Below are 17,728 nucleotides of genomic sequence, written 5' to 3'. Positions count from 1 at the left end.
AATGTTACAAAGTAACAAGGAGAATCAGCGATTTTGTTCCATCAAATAATCATAAAAGGTTTTTGACATGTTCGCCAATTGTGCCATGCCGTTGTCAATTTTTTTTAATTTTCTGCCAATTCCTTATCTATCAAATCAATGGTTCTGTTTGTGATAGTTTCAAGACCAAACTTTACCCAAATCTCATCTGAATATTGGTTTTGATAAACCCTATATAGATCTAGGAAGGTTTCACCATCTTTAACCAAAGTTGCAATTTCATCATCGGGTAACGCGAAATCTGGATGCACGGGAATTGTCGGATGTATCTTTAAAGCTTCAGGAGGTTCATACACCAAACCTAATTTGGCCCAAAGCTTGTCGAATTTATTATCAATATCATAGATGTACAATTGCCTCCCTCGATCTTGGATTGCATTTCTCGATTCCATATAGTCCTTTAGTATGGAGAGGTTTTGTTTAACAGTGTCACTCAACATAACAAATTTCCCTGATGAGATAGCTTCTTCCTGAACAGAAGTTAGAATGGCCAATTCTCCATTGTGCTGCATGTCATTTAAATACAGTTTTAGGCTATCCATGGGAATTTGTAAAGATCCTGTGGAGAATTGGAGCACCTTGCTCAAAACCATATTGCTATTATGCAAACCGAGGATATGGCCCTCCATTCTCAATTTATTTTCCATCAGTTCTGCTCTGATGTTGAGCATCAATTTTTTCTTGCTGGCTTCTTCCTTTCGGTGTTCGTTCCAATTATTGATTTGAAGTGCAAGAAGAATACCTATAACCACGAGAACAATCTCACCTAAGGCATATTTAAGGTATTTGCTGGTTTTACCTTGGTTGATGAGCGTTCTGCGGATATTTCTGAAGAACTTGATCATGGGCTGCTACTGTTTAATTCCTTATCTATCTCCTCAAGAATTTGATTCGTCCTGTTCAGAAGTGTTTCTGCTTCATCGAATGTGTAGTTAATGTGGTAAATTTCTTTTACCAGTACATTTTGAAAAGCACGGTCATTGACAAGCCCTACAAAATCGGAAGGTACTGTCCTAGAGGCCAAGTCTGGATCTCTTCCATCTCTAGTATACCAATCAGTCAATGAAAAATAATGCTCCAATATAGGCCGATGTTCATTTAAGACTAGTTTTTTAGCATCGGTTTCTTGTTCTTTAAAACTGGATAGGTAAGACGGGTAGGCAGTAAGGTATTTTTTAAGGCTATCGTTGGAAATCAATTGTAGGTTTTCTGAACTCAGAACAACATTTAAACTTCCATCAAAAATTTTTGTGTTAGGGAAAAAGGTACCAGTTAATTGAGTTTTTATGGTGTCGGTAATTTGAGCATTGTTGTACCCCAAATAAGACAGCTGTTTTTCTAGCCTTTCCATTAATTCGGGATAATAATCCAAAGATTTCAGTAGATTGGATTTGGTGGCTTGAAAATCTTCTTTAAGGGAGTATAGCAGCTTTTTTTCCCTGATCTGCTCTTTTCTTTGTTCATTCCAATTATTGATCTGTAGGGCTATCAATATTCCAATGACAACCAGGACGATTTCACCCAATGCATACAACAGGTATTTGGTGAATCTATTTTCCATTAACAATCGTTGTCTGATTTTTCTAAAGAATTTGATCATGAAGGAGTTTATTTGGTTGGGATAACTGACGGGTAGGCTTTTTCGATATGCGTTATTAGGTTTTTTGTTAATTCAATAGTACGCTCTAAAGTGAAAATGTATGAAGTGTAAGATGCAAACAAATCTGCATAGAGGTTTTCAAATGCCATAGATTTAATAATGGGGCCAACATCAACGTAATTGTCACTTTTGGTAATTTTGTTTGGGTACATTTCATGCATCAAATTTTTTAAACTCAAATTTTCGCCTAGAAAGGGAACCATCATATTTCTAAATACCTCAACTGCTGATAAATTCATAGCAGTAATATCATCAATGGAGTTATTGTAGTCCTGGAGTTCATTTAAAAGCGTTTTGGAGTGGCTGAACCCAAAACTTTCTATACCCAGTATCCTTTTCAACTTTTGGTTAATTGGTCTATAACTGGTGATTTTTGATGATTTAAAAATATGTTCGTTTAGCTCTTTGTTGGTCAATGACTTTAGGGAATCATTGCTTATATTAAGCAGGAAAAGTACTTCTTGGTTTATTTTTTCAATATTCTGTTGGTGTTTTGTGGTTACTATTAAGTTTTGCTGTAATTCATTATATAGTTCTTTCGCAATTACCAATTCTTTTTGAAGCTCTTTTCTATGTTCGTTCCAGTTATTGATCTGTAGCGCGATCAATATACCAATGACCACCAAAATGATCTCGCCCAAGGCATACAACAGGTATTTTGTGAATCTATTTTCCATGAACAATCGTTGTCTAATTTTTCTAAAGAATTTAATCATTGGCGTTTATTTTTAGTAAAAGCTGATTGGCTAGTTGTATTGCCTCTTTATAAAGTCCGTGTTGCTGTTCAATTTGAAAATACCTTCCAAAAACCATGGCCTCAAATGGACTGTCGTTTAAAAAACTTGTTTCGTCAATGGTTTTGGGCGTTCTCGGGTCGTCTTTGTAATACTCCCGAATGGATTCCCAATCCGAATTGGAATTTATGGTGTAACTGTAATGTTCAAAAAAATAGGGTTCATATCGTATTTTGATGAAGGTGTTGGATATTTCTTCACGGGCCAAAATATGGTCCAGCGTGGTGTAATAATTTAAGATCATATCCTGTATGTCCTGATCCACATAGGATAATTCACCTGAATTATTAATGGTTTCAATACCGCTTTTATTGGGAGATGTGGACTTTTCAAGTAACAAGTAAAATATATACATTGTTGTTTTGTCGTCAATAGGGTCCAAGGTCTGGAATTGTCGGGTAAGCTTTTTGGAGTAGGTTAGAGTAGTGTCCGTGAACTTATACATGTAATTCAGTTGTGCCAGATCTTCTTTAAGGTTTTGGGCCACGGTTTTTAAGTGCAGATTCGCGGATGCGGTATTGCTTTTGTTTTGGTTCCAGTTGTTAATTCCCAAAGCGATTAAAATTCCAATCACCACCAACATAATCTCTCCCAGAGCATATTTGAGGTATTTGCTTGTCTTTCCTTCGTTGAGGAGATCTTGTCGAATTTTTCTAAAGAATTTTATCATTTTTCTTCTATAGTTTGAAGCGCATTGATGAGCTCTTCCGTTTTTTCGGAAACCAGCTTATAAGTGATTAATCTTCCACCGGTAAAGTCAAGTTTTGCATTTAGAAAATTGTCAAAAACCGTAATGAATTCAACTTCATCCATAGCATCCCAGGTTTTTGATTTGAATTTGTCATGGATTCCAAAATAATTATACTTTTCAGGTCTTGTGGCCAAAAGACTTTGCGCTTGTACCGCTTGTAGATAATCCGCTAGGTACAGTTCTATAATATCGTTGTTTTCTTCCTGTATCGCCTTAAGTTCAAGCATTAATTCTTGTATATGTTTAGGGTACAATTGTATTTCGCTCGAGGTCTGTAAAGCTTTTAAAGTATTGTTGTTGTAGTTTTTCTTATTGTCTATGACCATATGAAATTCATATCGGGCAATCTGCTTCATGGTGTCTATGGTCGCACTATCTGATGATAATCTTTTATGATAGCCTTTTAAGATCTCCATTTGGTCTTCGAGAAAGCCCATGTTTTTATTAAAATCAATGGTATCTTGTTGCAGCTCTTTTAAAAGAGACTTGGTATAGGCACTTCTTTTATTCAGATTTTTTCTGTTTTCGTTCCAGTTGTTGATCTGTAATGCAATCAAAATCCCAAGGACTACTAGGACGATTTCGCCAATGGCGTAGAGTAGATACTTGGAAAACCTGTTTTCGTTCAACAATCGTTGACGTATTTTCCTGAAGAATTTGATCATGGTCGTCTATGGTTGTGTTATCCTTGTTCCAATAATTCTTTATCAATTTTGGCAATTATACTACTTGCACCTTTTTTATATCTTTCCAAAATAGGTAGATATATGGTGTACTGCAGTAGATAGTAGGTGGCCACTTTGTTTGCGTAATCTTTATTGTTTAGTGCGTACTGAATAAAACCGGAGTAATCACGGTCTGTGGTATAATCCATGTACCAGTCGTATTTGGATTCCCAGTCGAACACAACTTTTGATACCGCTTCGGCCCGTATCGTATCATCACTTTGCAAGATTTTTAAGGCATTTGTGTAAAACTGGTTAATCAATATTTGAAGCGAATCTTTGTTTTGATGTAGATCTACACTATAATTTTTTAGAAGATTGATTCCTCTTTGTTCAATGGCGAGTTCGTTGTAACCAAAAATTAGTTTTATGCACCTATCGCAATTTTCATACTCTTGTACCGTCATGGTTCCATTGAACACTTTTTCAAAAATGGGCATGTCCGCATTTTTATATTTCAAGAGCCTGTCAATGGATGTAATGTCTTTTTTTAAATCTTGCTGTATAATTGCGTAAATACCTAGAAGTTCCTCTTTCTTTTGGTTTCTTTCATTCCAATTACTGATTTGAAGAGCTATCAAAATCCCAATGACTACTAGAACAATTTCGCCAATGGCGTAGAGGAGATATTTGGAAAACCTGTTTTCGTTCAACAATCGTTGACGTATTTTCCTGAAGAATTTGATCATTTGGTTAGGTTGAATCACCAAATTCGGTTATTTCCGACTTAAAATCAATAGGTTATCTGTAATGATCTAACTTAATTATCAACAATCTAGTGATTTTACAAAGAATTGAGGAATTCACTCAAATCAGTTTCCTTGTCCAATGCCAACTTCTTCTTTAAGCGGTATTTGGATTTAAGGATGCTATCTGGCAAAACATTGAGGGTTGCCGCGATTTCTTTGGTGGTCAGATTCATTCGTAAAAAGGCGGCCAACCTGATCTCTTTTTCGGAGATATCCGGGTAAATGGTCTTTAGTTTTTGGTCATAGTCGTTGTGAACCTCGGCAAAGTAGGTTTTAAACACCTCCCAATCCTTATCCGAAGCATTTTCTTTTTTAAGGAGCATCACAATACGCCGAAACTCCATTTTAAATTTTTCCGGGGAGTTTTTTATGTTTTCCAAGTTTTCCATCAACTCTTGGATAAAGGTGTTCTTTTGCACCAAATGCAGGGTTTGGCTAGCCAGTTCTTTCTTCTTGTGGGCTATTTCCTGTTTGTAGATTTCTTCCTGTTTTTCGCGAGCTATTTTGTTCTTCTTCATTCTCTGACGGTAACCGAACACTAACAAGCCGGAAAGGGCTAGGGCAGAGGCCATTCCGCCCGCATAAAGTCCTTTGGTGAGTTTGTCCACTTTGGCCTTGGCGTTCAACGTATTGATTTCCTCTTGTTGCAAGGCTATTTCAGCTTCTTTTTTCTCCGTTTCATAAATGGTCTGGAGTTCGGACAGCCGTTGCCCGTTTTCAATATTGTAAATGCTGTCGTTCAACATTTTGTATTGCTTAAAGTAGGACAATGCAATGCTTTGTCTATTCTGCTGCATTGCTATTTCCGAAAGTAGTTGGTAGGCCTGCGCCTGTTGTTCTAAAAAATCCTTTTCTTTTGAGAGCGATAAGGCTTGGTTTGCCCAAGACGCTGCATTGTTCATGTCATTTTCTCTAATGGCTATTTTTGCCAGTTCCAATTGGTTGTTCACTACATTGCCAATCTGCTCAAGGGAGTCAGCAAGGGCCATTGATTTTTTAAAACTGGTCTGTGCTTCAAACAAGTTGTCCTTTTTTGCATGGTACTTGCCCAATCCATAAAGGGCACTTACCTGTCCGCTCGGAAACTTCATGTCTTGTGACAGTTCCCAGCTTTCATCCAACATTTTTTTGGCCACTTCCAAACTATCATTTTTGTTCGTGTAGAGTGTACCCAAATTAGTTAGGTCGGAAATAAGGCCATGTTTGTCATTATCCGCTCTGTTCAGTTGCATCAGACGCTTTAGATACCTTACTGTATTAGTGGTATCTTTCATTTTGAGGTAGTTTTTGTAAATGTTCCGTATCGCATCCTTCATATTGCGATGGTCGTTGTGGCGTTCCGCGATTCCCATGGCCTTAATGGAGTTTTCCAAGGATAATTGATACTGACCCTTGTTAAAATATACGCCTGAAATTACACTATAGCAGGCACCAATACCTGTGGAATCATTGTCCTTGGCAAAATTTTCAATGGCTTTGTTTGCATACATCAAGGTACTGTCCTGTTGGTTCATGATAGAGTGGTTGATGGCAATATTGATTTGCATCGCGGCCGTGGAATTATAGCGTTGGTACTTTTCACTAAGTTCCATGGCCTTTCGGTAGTAGGTGTTGGAAGACGGATAATCATCTATATACGAATAGGCGATTCCCATTCTTTGATAACCTGTATGTTGAATTGGAACATTGTCAAGCTGTTTTCCCAAAGCAATAAGTTGATCCGCATAACCAAAAGCCTTATCAATATCACGATTAATGTGAGCTCTCCAAAGGTTTACAAGTATGGGTGTCCGAGAGGAATCAACAGGGGTGCTTGCCAATTCTTCCAGAAGACTATCAATTTGTTGCGGGCTGGCATCGTACTGACCAAAACTTAGGCTTGGTGCCAACACGAATACTAAGAAGAGTTGCAAGACAGATTTTCTCATAGTTAAGGTTGATTGTTGTTCTACAAGGTAGAAATATTATGGCTTTGATTCCCAATTGATTATAAGGTCAAAAAAAATCTTGTCCATATAAACCCTATGTCTCTTTGAATGAATTCAAGTATTTAAATCTCTTTAAAGTGTTGATTTTGTTAATGTTAATCGGTGAATTGCACAAATTTTAAAATCAGCCTGTCCATATGGTTTTTAGGTGTCGTCCATAGGTCATGTCCATACTTTGTCCATGCCCAAAAATAGGTTTGAGGATCGTATGACTCTAATTTCGAGCTCGTTGAACCTTAAAACCCGTTAGTTATGAAAACATTGATAAAAATATGGAAGATTGGCGTTCTGTTGCTATTTGCTTCTATAACAGTAACAGCACTTTCTTGTAGTTCGGACGGAGGTACTGAACCTGCCCCAGGGCAACCTGAAGAACCACAGTATTCTGAAGATGAAGCTTTGGAATTCAATAATGCGATGGCCAACCTACAAGCATTAAATCAGCCTGATGAATCCCCAATTGAGGAAACAAACAGTTCGGACCCCGAGCGAGATGTTGCGGACACGACCTTGGAATGCTATACGAAAACCTATTCCGGCGCACCGGGGTTTGATGAAATGTTTACTCTAGATCCAACTACCGATGTGATATATCCCGGAGCATTGTTAAATGGCGAATCCATTACTTCAGGGGAATACATTGGTATTAATGCCAGTAGGGCCCCAATTACGGTCTCTACATCCCTTAGCAATATCAGCGGAAGTCCATCCATTGTAATTGAGGACCCTAATCAACTTTCCGAGGTTAGGGCAGGCATCAATGAATTGTTGAGCCGCGAGGTAACCGGGGCGACTCCTGCGCAGGTTAGTCTAGATATTACCGAAGTACATTCCGAACAGCATATGTCGGTAGCCATTGGTGCCAATTACAGGGGAGTGACCAAAAAGGTTTCTGCCGACTTGCAATTCAATGGTTCGTCGTATAAACACACCTATGTGTTGAAGTTTATTCAACGCTACTTTACGTTGGATTTAAATTCGCCCGGACAAGATCCTAGCGATTTGTTTACCGATTTACCCGACATCAATAGTCTGGGAGCAGCCAATCCAGTGTATGTTTCATCCGTAACCTATGGTAGAATGGTTTTGTACACCGTGGAATCCAATGCCACAATGTCCGAAGTAAAATTGGCTTTCGATGCATCCGTTGGGTCAACCGATGGCAGTATTGATGCTGAATACCAACAAATCATGAACTCCTCAAACATCAAGGCCATGATCATTGGTGGTTCTGGAGATGGGGCAGTGCAAGCCATTAATGGCCCTGATGAGGTGTACAATTTTATTTCTGAAGGTGGTAATTATTCACCAGATTCGCCGGGAGCCCCTTTGGCGTATAAATTGCGTTTTGTGAAAGAAGGCTTTCCAGTGGCACGTGTAATATTGGCAACGGAATATCAGGTAAGGGAGTGTGACCTGGCCTACCCAGAATATTTGGTGACCATTGATAGAATCACGGGAACGCAACCATCGGATACAGAAGTCTATGGAACTTTGCGGGTTAAGATGAGAGTGGGAGGGGTCTACCTCGATGCCAATGGTAACGGAGTTGATGATGGAACCACATGGAGCAGGGACTCTTCGAACTTTGTTGATGTACAGAACGACAAGACCTACACGGTCGGACAATCATACACTTTTAAACCCTACAGACCCAATATGGCCATAGACCATGTTGAATATTACGGAAATCTGTGGGATTACAATGGGTTGCTTCCAGATGGAAATTTGGGGTCGCATACGGGCACTGTTAAGCTGGAAGACTTGGATATAAATGATGAAGTCACGGAAACATTGAGCTTTAATGCAGGGATTACAGCACATTTTAAATTCGTTCGAATTAAATAGCAATTTCTAATGGCCAAATAAGTGCTGTCGGCCGCTCAGGTGGGGTTCAACCATTTGATGCCGGCTGTTTTTCGTTTTGATAAATCCATGGTGTAAGGGTGAGGAGTACTCGTGGCATAATCATTATCTTTGCGCCCCAATTTTTACAGATATGGATATCCCCCAATATACCCTTAAAGCATATTTTGATCAGAAGAAATCACCTTGTCTCTCCTTTAATGTGTACGATATACAAGATCTCAGTATAGGAAAGGATTCTGAACTGCATCGAAGCGATTATTTTCAGGTGGTACTGTTGGATGATGGGCTTGTGAATCATCGAATTGAGCATGAACATGTTCAACTGAAAAAAAACCATGTCACCGTTGTTTTTCCACATCAGGTCAATGCATTGGAAATAGACGAGAACGCCAAGGGTATCATCATCCAATTTGATGAGGTCTTGTTCTGTTCGGATCTATTAAAAAATGAGTTGATTTCCTATAACAATGATTTGATGAACAAATTGAATCATGTAGTATTGTCAACCGAGGAGTTTTCAAAGATCAATGCATATGGTGTGCAAATTTTTGAACTGTTCCAAGACTTGACCCCTATAAAAAAAGAGCAGATACGTTTCCATATCAAAATAATGTTGTTGGAAATTATTGAAGCTGCGCATCAAAAATATCAAGGTTTCCAAACACCTGGCCAGTTGGATTATTTTGCACGGTTCAAAACCTTGATAGAGTCCAATTTTAAATCCAAACGCACCGTATCATACTACACGGGCGAATTACAGTTGACCCCTAAAAAACTAAATGCAATTTGTAAGGAAAAAACAGGTAAGACAGCTTTGAACATTATCCACGAACGTATTCTTACCGAAATTAAGCGTCAACTTATCTTTTCAGGAAAAAATCATAAAGAAATCGCATACGACCTTGGTTTCGACTCGCCGTCAGCTTTAAACAAGTTTGTGTATGCTAAATTAAAGGAGACCCCGAGCGAACTTAAAGAGGAACTGTCCCGAATTTATAAGTATTAGCCATGTTTTTATAATCAATAGGGTTCCCTTCGCCGGTACTTTTGCCTCATCAAAAAAAATACAAGATGAGTAAATTGTTTATCGCTGGTGAAGTACTACACAGCGCAGGAAGTTTAGAAGAACTTAAAAACGTAAAGGGACAAAAAGCGGTTATTGTTACCGGAGGCAGTTCCATGCGCAAAAGTGGTTCTTTGGACAGGGCCATTGGATTTTTAAATGAAGCTGGAATAGAGACCAAAGTGTTCGAAGGAGTAGAAGAGGACCCTTCATCCGCCACCTGTTTTGACGGGGCAGAGGTAATGCGCAAGTTTCAACCGGATTGGATTGTGGGTCTAGGCGGTTGTTCCGCTATTGACGCCGCTAAAATGATGTGGGTTTTCTACGAACACCCAGATGCCGATTTTGATGAGATGACCAAACCTTTCTCAGTTCCAACACTTCGTAACAAGGCGAAATTTATTGCCATTCCTTCCACAAGCGGAACAGGTACCGAAACTACAGGACTTGCTGTGATCACCGATCGTGAGAAAGGGGTAAAGTACCCAATAGTATCATACGAATTGACTCCGGATATTGCTATAGTGGATGGTGAAATTTGTGCCACTATGCCAGCCCATGTTACTTCTAATACTGGTTTGGATGCATTGACGCATTGTGTGGAAGCATATGTGTCCAACATTGAGGACAATTATGCCGATGCATTGGCCAAAGGTGGATTGGATATTGTATTTAAAAACCTAAAAGAAGCCGTGAACAACCCGGGCAACATTAAGGCACGTCAGAATATGCACGACGCTTCGTTTATGGGCGGATTGGCATTTAACAACGCATGGTTGGGTATTGTACACTCTTTGTCTCACCAAGTTGGAGCACTTTACGGTATTCCGCACGGGGCATCAAATGCTATTTTCTTGCCCAATGTAATTCGATATAATGCCAAGGCTACCGAACGTTTTCCTGAACTGGCACAAGTGATCGGTAAGGAAACGGCAGAGGATTTGGCCGTGGCCGTGGAAACCTTGCGTTCGGAAGTAAACAACCAAGCCAGCATCAAAGAGTTTGGAATTTCTCAAGAAGACTGGGATAAAAACCTGGATTATATTGCAAATAATGCGTTTGCCGATCCATGTACCGGTTTTAATCCAAGAAAACCTACGGTAGAGGAGTTAAAGGATATTTACAACGCTTGCTACCATGGAGAAGTGGTAAACTTCTAATATTGAGTTTGTTTTGACATGTTATTGTGCAAGCCCGGTTCCGATTTGGAACTGGGTTTGTTTTTTATAGAATGTAAGTTAGTTGTGAGATTGCATAAAACCATATTTATCCCAATTGTTGGGAAACTCATTGGTTATTTCAAGTTTATTGGACGTAATAGTCGGTTTAACACGAATGATTTTTACAGTGTCTGTAATTTTGACTTTATGGGTGCTTCTCATGTTAACCACATCAATGTGGCGTATTTTGAAAACATGGTCTCCATTTTCCAGTTGTATTATGGCAAAGTCTTTTGCCCTTAATTGACCAAGGTTTTTGTCATCCAATATAATATTCAGTCTAGCTGTATTATCTCCAGTATGAAGAATGTTTGCATCATTATAGATTAGAACTTTTCCATTGCCCAAGCTCTCCAAGGAGACGTCTTCCTTTTCCATTCGTAAGAGTGCGTGTTCGCTAGAAATAGGTTTTAATGCACAGGAAACATTTAGAAGTAGGACAAAGACAAAGGCGATTAAATTGAATTTCTTCATTTGAGGTAGTAAATAAATTATCAATTAAAGATAACCTTAAAACGTTTATAAAATAAGGCCGCGTTGGCGGCCCTTTTCTAATTTATATGTTTGGTTGTTTTTTACATTTCCCAACCTTCGCGGTAAGTACGGGTCACAAATTGGTTGGCATCATCAAAATTGGTGACTTTCATATTCTCGCCATCCCAAAGCAGTTTCTTACGACCATAGAATTCCATATTGCCCTCCGTATTTTCCCTGCGCAACATATAGCTGCGAATGGCCAAATTACCCATAAGCACGGTTTCTGTCATAGGACCGGCGTAATCAAACGATGAGGTCAATCCAAGGTGTTCTTCGCTGCCAAAACCAGCTTTACAGGCATCTACCCACTTGCGCTGGTGGCCATATTCCGGTTCCGGCATTTCCTCTACCTCCGGACCGAATATTCGGGTACCATCATTCAAGTATAATTTTGGTGTCAATGGTGAACTGTCATTAATGTTAGTGGAGATAACACCATTTTCGCCATGGATCAATACGCCATTATAGCTTCCAGGTCCTCCAATGTCATCATCTGCAGGAATAATGGCAGGGTGGGATGGGCGAATACCGCCATCGCTCCATGTCATTGTTACCTGTGAGCCTGTTTTTTCAGTTTCTTCATAAGTTAAGGTGATAAATGAAGACGCAGGACAACCCTCTGGGTTATAATCCGGGGTCCACATTTGAGAAAATACAGTTCCTACACTACATTCTGCTGAGGTTGGATATTTTAATCCTAATGTACGGTATGGAATATCGATCAAATGGCAACCGACATCTCCCAATGCTCCAGTTCCATAATCCCACCATCCTCTCCAATTAAAGGGGTGCAGGTTGGGAGTGTAAGGCTTCATGGGGGCAGGGCCGAGCCAAAGGTCCCAGTTAAGGTCTTCGGGTCTGCTGGCCGGGTCGGGATCGGGCATGGCATAACCTTGGGGCCACACAGGACGATTTGTCCATACTTCAATTTTGGATATTTTACCCAGTTTACCGGAGTCTACCCATTCTTGCACCATTCCCAAAAGTGGGTTGGAAGCACCTTGGTTTCCCATTTGGGTCACCACTTGTTTCTCTCTCGCCATTTCGGTGAGCATTCGGGCTTCGCGAATGTTATGGGTAATCGGTTTTTGCACATATACATGTTTACTGCGTTCCATGGCGTAGGATGCGGCCGGACCATGTATGTGATCGGGGGTACTTATGGTTACCGCGTCGATACCTTTCATTTTATCGAGCATTTCTCGGTAATCACTGAACAACTTAGCTTTTGGAAAACGCTCTACGGATCGCTTCGCGGAGCCTGAAAAATCAACGTCACATAAAGCAACTATTCGTTCTCGTCCGTCCACGGATGCATTGGCAATATCACTAGCACCTTTACCTCCGGCACCAATGGCCGCAATGTGCAAACGATCACTAGGAGCTATAAAACCTGGTCCGCCCAAAACATGCCGCGGTACTATAAACACACTGGAGGCCAGTGCTGTATTTTTTACAAAATTTCTTCTACTGGAAGAGGTTGGTGTTTTTTTCATCTCTTGTTTAGGTTGGCTTACTATTTATTTGCTAAACAAGATAAGGAAAATAACAAGTTTTCTCTACTCCTACGTATTAACTTTGAGCTCCGATTTTTGGTGTTTTTTGAGATTACGGTTTACATTCTTGTAAAGGCTAATGACTTGTATTGCATTGTTATGAATTCATTTAAGAACTTAATTGCTTCGCAGTATTTCAATTTTATTTTTCATCTGTTCATTATAATCCCATTCATTGGCTTTATTTAGCAGTATGGCTTTTTGGTAATTTTTAATAGCACTGATGTTCTCTTTTTTCACTTCCTGGATTTCTGCCAAACTCGCCAATGAAACCCACCAGTCCGCATTTGCGTCCGCATTGAATTTAAATACCTCAAACGCCTTTTCAGGGTTGTTTTCACCGTATAAATAAGTATTGCCTAAACTGTTGATATTCCATTTTAAATTGTCAAAATCCGAATCCGGGTTTTCTTCCTTTAGATTTTCAAATGCTAAAGCAGCTTTATCAAACTCACTGTTTATAATCAGGCTCATAACATCTTCTTCTAGGGTGGAACCTTTTAATTCAGGGATTGCAATTCTTGCAACATCATTGACAATTATGTCATAGGCTGGAATTTCATATCCATTCGATAATAATATGATAGTTGTTTTTTGGTCCACAAACTTTCTAAAGGCAGCTAAGTTTCCGCCTGAAAATCCATAAGAAGACAAGCTATTGACAGGATAATTGCCCCAACCAAATAAAAAACTGTCCTTTTGATTGGTAAAATTGAATGGTGTCCACATTTTAATTTTGGTTGCGTGATCCAGCAGAACATTCTTATCCAATTGCCTGTTCCATTCAGTAAATTTATCAAGGGTAATGTTTAGCCCATTCCCAGCGTGTCCTCTTATACCATTGTTGTTGGTGTCTTTTTCAAACGCTTTTGTTTTGTCGTTATAGGAATATCTTGTGGCTCTATTGGGAATAACCTCTTGTGAATTTGAAGATAACAGAACACCATTTTTGGAATTTTCAAATTGATTTTGAAGGATATAATCATCAAAACTTAACCCGGTTATTTTCTCAATAATTTGGGCAAGCAGCCAGTAATTGGTCTGGTTGTACCGAAACTGATTTCCGGTGACAAATTCCATTTCAGCTTCGGACAGCCTATCCATTAGTTCTTTATCGTTTAAACTGCTTGGATACTGAATGATATCTGGCAGTCCTGAAGAATGACTCAATAGATTTTTTACTTTGATTTCTTGCCATTGCAGGGGTAAATCATCTAGATACTTTGAAATTTTATCCTCTAAACCTAGCTTTCCATCCTGAATTAGCTGGAATATCCCTGTTGCGGTGATAAGTTTTGTTGCTGAGAAAACCCTGAACAATGTTTTCTTGTTAACATCAACGTTACTATCTAAAGTAGCTTTCCCGAAGTAACCTTCATAAATAGTGTTATCACCCTCAACCACTGCCAAAGCCAAGCCTGGAATGTTGTGAACTTCCATGGTTTTGGTCAGGTAACGGTCGATTTCGTTTTTTAATTCGGCTGAATCAGTTTTCTTATCTGGGTTGGTGCAAGAAATCGTAAAAAGGAAAAGTAATAGGGCAGTCGGAAATTTGAATATCTTCATTAGTTTGAATGTTCGTTTTAATAAAGACTGTTCCCATTGTTGGATGTGGCATTCTGAGAAGATTTTAAAGGAAAGAGGGATTATACTCGCTCCAGATCAAGGCTTTTTATTTCTTGGCTTCGACTAAATCCAGCTGGTCCACGCTAACATTGGTGGTGAAAATACCATAATTGACAACTGCTTTGCCTTTTTCCAGCGTATCAATAGTGCCCACAGCCTTTCCATCCATCATACGCACGCGATCCCCCACTTTAAATACAGGGCGTGGTTTGTTCTTTTCGGCCTGGATTTCCTTTTTCTTTTTTATTTTCTTCTCGACCCTGACCTTTTTGATTTTCTGTTCCAGTTCCTGGGCTACTTGTTTTTTCTCCTGCTGTTTTGCCTTGGCTTTTTTAGCTGTGGTCTTTTTACGTTTGCTGTTTTCGGTTTCAACAATACGGAGCATTTCAGAGATCAACGGTCGTTTTTTCTTGTCAATGAAGTATTTTTCTGCAGCAGTGTTCACCTTGTTGCCCAACTGAATCATACGTTGGTTATGGTCGTACATCTCCTGGTAGCTCTCCAACTTGGATTTGATCTTAGAGTTGAGCTGCTCCAATCGTTCGGATTCTTCCCGTGCCTTGGTTTCCTCTTCTTTGAGCTTGGAGCCCGTCTCCACCATTTTACTGCGCTCTTTTTGTAGTTTGGCTATGGTTGCATCAAAACGGACTTTGCCTCGTTCTATCTTCTTCTTTGCTTTGTTAATCAAAGAGTAGGGAATGCCATTCTTTTGTGCTACCTCAAATGTAAAGGAACTACCGGCTTCTCCTAATACCAACTGAAAGGTAGGTTCCAAGGTTTTGGAATTGAATAGCATATTTGCATTGGTAGCATGCGGCAATTCATTGGCCAGAGCCTTTAAATTTGCATAATGTGTTGTGATAACTCCGTAAGCTTCCCGTTCGTAGAACACTTCAAGAAAAGCTTCAGCAAGAGCGCCTCCCAATTCGGGGTCACTTCCTGTTCCAAACTCATCTATCAAGAATAAGGTCTTATCGTTGCACTTCCGAAGAAAGTGGTTCATGTTTTTGAGTCGGTAACTGTATGTACTTAGATGATTTTCAATGGATTGATTATCACCAATATCTGTAAGTATCTTATCAAAAAAGCAAACCGAACTGCGTTCATGAACCGGAATCAGCATTCCACTTTGAAGCATTATTTGCAGTAACCCAATCGTTTTAAGTGTGATACTTTTTCCACCTGCGTTGGGGCCAGAAATCACGATAATCCGGTTTTCTTGATGCAGTTTTATGGTCTGTGGCCAGGTCTTTTCGTTCTTTCGTTTATTGGATAAATAGAGCAGGGGGTGGTACGCATCTCGCAGAAACAACTCGCGCTCTTCATTGATTTCGGGCAATATGCCGTTCATCTCGTTTGCATACTTTGCCTTGGCTGCTGTAATATCGGTATCGGACAAATACTTTTGGTACTCCTTCAACAACTCCAGATAGGGCCTGATTTGGTCCGTGAGCAGGTTTAAAATACGTTGTACTTCCTCCTTTTCTTCAAATTCAAGGTTGCTGAGTTCGCGGGTATAGGAAAGTGTTGCTTCCGGAACAATGTAGACGATGCTTCCCGTTTTGGAAGTGCCCATTACGGTACCCTTAACTTTTTTTCTATGCATTGCTTTAACGGCCAGGACTCTGCGGTTTTCCATTACGGACTCCCTGATTTCATCCAAAAAATCCAAGGATTGGTACCGACCGAGTGCCGCTCCAAAGCTTTGGTTGATTTTGCTTCTTACCTCATTGATTTGGCTGCGGATATAACGCAGTTCATCCGAGGCTGAATCCTTGATTTCCCCAAATTTGTCGATAACATCATCTATGGCATCCGGAATCTCGGGATGTAGTTCCAATGCATTCACTTTATCAAAAAGTAACGGATAATATTCTCTAAACTTCTTGAAGAATTTTTGATGAATGGCCACGGTTTTGCAAATACCCCCAATTTTTCGAAAACCTGATATTTCTAAAGTGCTGTTGTCTATTTTAAGAAGTCCGAGTTCGCTGTTGATATGGTCGAAACCATGGTTTGGTATGCGGTTGTCGTTGGAAAAGGATGCTAAATACTCCGAAGTCTGTCCCAAAACGTCCATCAATTCTTGTTGGTGGCGGAAGGGGTGTATGGATAACGCATCTTCTTTTCCAAGTTCGGTATTGCAACGCGCAGCGATTTGCGTCAATACCGTTGGAAATTCTAGATCTTGAAGTGTTTTAGGGTGAATGTTTCGCATCTTTTTCTACTAGCAGCGCAAAGATAGGATTTTGATGTGTTTTTGAGGTCAGACGGTTTAGCAAAAACATTTTGCATTACGTACTTTTGATGTATACTCGTTGGATTGAATCAAAACACGGTAAAATGAGGGGCGACAACACGGTAATTTATATTATAGCAGGAGTTATTATTCTACATTTTGTAGCAGGTATCGGATATTTGATCTACAAACTGACGAAAAAAAAGTAAAGTCATCACATGGACGTAAACATTGAGCCAAGTTGGAAAGCGCAGCTGAACAATGAATTTGAAAAGCCTTATTTTCAACAGCTAACGACTTTTGTGAAGCAAGAATATCAGCAGAATACCTGTTATCCAAAGGGAGTAGCTATTTTTTCTGCCTTCGACCATTGTCCGTTTCAAGAAACCAAAGTTGTAATCATAGGGCAAGATCCTTACCATGGGCCCAATCAGGCAAATGGACTTTGTTTTTCCGTAAAAGATGGGATTCCTCATCCTCCTTCATTGGTGAATATTTTTAAGGAGATCAAGGTTGATTTACAAAAACCGTATCCTGAAAGTGGCAATCTGGAACGATGGGCCGATCAAGGTGTTCTTTTGCTCAATGCCACACTAACGGTTCGCGCTCACGAAGCGGGCAGCCATCAAAAGAAAGGATGGGAGCAGTTTACCGATGCTGTGATAAAAACCGTTTCCAGCGAGCTGGAAGGGGTTGTTTTTTTGTTGTGGGGCGGATTTGCAAAGAAAAAATCCAGCTTAATTGATAAAACCAAACACCATATTCTAACATCGGGGCATCCTTCACCTTTAAGCGCCAATCGTGGATTGTGGTTCGGTAATCAACATTTTAGTAAAACCAACGGTTTGCTTGCCCAAATGGGCAAAGAACCGATTGATTGGTGAATTCTACCACCTCGAGTATTTGGACCGC

Annotated in this window: 15 protein-coding genes; 4 read left to right on the top strand and 11 right to left on the bottom strand. The window is 39.7% G+C overall.

Features of this window, described 5'->3' with window-relative positions; translation table 11 throughout:
• Window positions 1-104 precede the first annotated feature (104 nt).
• The 7 genes from PY091_RS01020 to PY091_RS00990 all read right to left on the bottom strand — a co-directional run bounded on the left by PY091_RS01020 (window position 105) and on the right by PY091_RS00990 (window position 6,646).
• Window positions 105-884: a DUF6090 family protein gene (locus PY091_RS01020; protein ID WP_275647892.1), complete on the bottom strand. Its 780-nt coding sequence runs from the start codon at window positions 882-884 to the stop codon at window positions 105-107.
• The gene (locus tag PY091_RS01015) at window positions 881-1,639 is read right to left on the bottom strand and encodes a DUF6090 family protein (RefSeq protein WP_275647891.1); all 759 of its coding nucleotides are present in this window, start codon (window positions 1,637-1,639) and stop codon (window positions 881-883) included. The genes PY091_RS01020 and PY091_RS01015 overlap by 4 nt, the downstream gene beginning before the upstream one ends.
• Before the next feature lie 8 nt (window positions 1,640-1,647).
• Window positions 1,648-2,415: a DUF6090 family protein gene (locus tag PY091_RS01010; RefSeq protein WP_275647890.1), complete on the bottom strand. Its 768-nt coding sequence runs from the start codon at window positions 2,413-2,415 to the stop codon at window positions 1,648-1,650.
• A complete protein-coding gene (locus tag PY091_RS01005; RefSeq protein WP_275647889.1) occupies window positions 2,408-3,163 on the bottom strand; it encodes a DUF6090 family protein in 756 nt (251 codons plus the stop codon). The genes PY091_RS01010 and PY091_RS01005 overlap by 8 nt, the downstream gene beginning before the upstream one ends.
• Window positions 3,160-3,909 carry a DUF6090 family protein gene (locus PY091_RS01000; protein ID WP_275647888.1) on the bottom strand — a complete coding sequence of 250 codons (750 nt, stop codon included), beginning with the start codon at window positions 3,907-3,909 and terminating at the stop codon, window positions 3,160-3,162. Before PY091_RS01000 ends, PY091_RS01005 begins: the two co-directional genes overlap by 4 nt.
• Window positions 3,910-3,926: 17 nt before the next feature.
• Window positions 3,927-4,658 (bottom strand): DUF6090 family protein, encoded by a 732-nt coding sequence (locus tag PY091_RS00995; RefSeq protein WP_275647887.1) that lies wholly within the window; start codon window positions 4,656-4,658, stop codon window positions 3,927-3,929.
• 95 nt (window positions 4,659-4,753) lie between these two features.
• The gene (locus PY091_RS00990) at window positions 4,754-6,646 is read right to left on the bottom strand and encodes a tetratricopeptide repeat protein (RefSeq protein WP_275647886.1); all 1,893 of its coding nucleotides are present in this window, start codon (window positions 6,644-6,646) and stop codon (window positions 4,754-4,756) included.
• Between the two features lie 312 nt (window positions 6,647-6,958).
• Here PY091_RS00990 and PY091_RS00985 point away from each other — a divergent pair, with 312 nt between their 5' ends.
• From PY091_RS00985 to PY091_RS00975, 3 genes are all read left to right on the top strand, one after another.
• Complete coding sequence (locus PY091_RS00985; RefSeq protein ID WP_275647885.1) at window positions 6,959-8,554, top strand: thiol-activated cytolysin family protein; 1,596 nt, start codon at window positions 6,959-6,961, stop codon at window positions 8,552-8,554.
• Window positions 8,555-8,705: 151 nt separating this feature from the next.
• Window positions 8,706-9,581, top strand: a complete 876-nt coding sequence (locus PY091_RS00980) for an AraC family transcriptional regulator (RefSeq protein ID WP_275647884.1) — start codon at window positions 8,706-8,708, stop codon at window positions 9,579-9,581.
• 65 nt (window positions 9,582-9,646) lie between these two features.
• Complete coding sequence (locus tag PY091_RS00975) at window positions 9,647-10,798, top strand: iron-containing alcohol dehydrogenase (RefSeq protein WP_275647883.1); 1,152 nt, start codon at window positions 9,647-9,649, stop codon at window positions 10,796-10,798.
• Window positions 10,799-10,876: 78 nt separating this feature from the next.
• Here PY091_RS00975 and PY091_RS00970 read toward each other — a convergent pair whose 3' ends face one another.
• The 4 genes from PY091_RS00970 to PY091_RS00955 form a co-directional block, all read right to left on the bottom strand.
• Entirely contained in the window at window positions 10,877-11,332 is a 456-nt protein-coding gene (locus PY091_RS00970) for a hypothetical protein (protein WP_275647882.1), read from the bottom strand.
• Window positions 11,333-11,433: 101 nt separating this feature from the next.
• On the bottom strand, window positions 11,434-12,891 hold the full coding sequence (locus PY091_RS00965) for a Gfo/Idh/MocA family protein (protein WP_275647881.1): 1,458 nt from the start codon (window positions 12,889-12,891) through the stop codon (window positions 11,434-11,436).
• Window positions 12,892-13,068: 177 nt separating this feature from the next.
• A complete protein-coding gene (locus PY091_RS00960) occupies window positions 13,069-14,517 on the bottom strand; it encodes a serine hydrolase (RefSeq protein ID WP_275647880.1) in 1,449 nt (482 codons plus the stop codon).
• Window positions 14,518-14,623: 106 nt separating this feature from the next.
• A complete protein-coding gene (locus tag PY091_RS00955) occupies window positions 14,624-16,795 on the bottom strand; it encodes an endonuclease MutS2 (RefSeq protein ID WP_275647879.1) in 2,172 nt (723 codons plus the stop codon).
• A 239-nt stretch (window positions 16,796-17,034) separates the two neighbouring features.
• Here PY091_RS00955 and PY091_RS00950 point away from each other — a divergent pair, with 239 nt between their 5' ends.
• Window positions 17,035-17,700 carry a uracil-DNA glycosylase gene (locus tag PY091_RS00950; protein WP_275647878.1) on the top strand — a complete coding sequence of 222 codons (666 nt, stop codon included), beginning with the start codon at window positions 17,035-17,037 and terminating at the stop codon, window positions 17,698-17,700.
• Window positions 17,701-17,728: the final 28 nt, after the last annotated feature.

Origin of the sequence: Flagellimonas okinawensis (assembly GCF_029194005.1) — a bacterium.
Classification (GTDB): Bacteria; Bacteroidota; Bacteroidia; order Flavobacteriales; family Flavobacteriaceae; genus Flagellimonas; species Flagellimonas okinawensis.
This window is presented reverse-complemented; position numbering and strand designations above follow the sequence as displayed.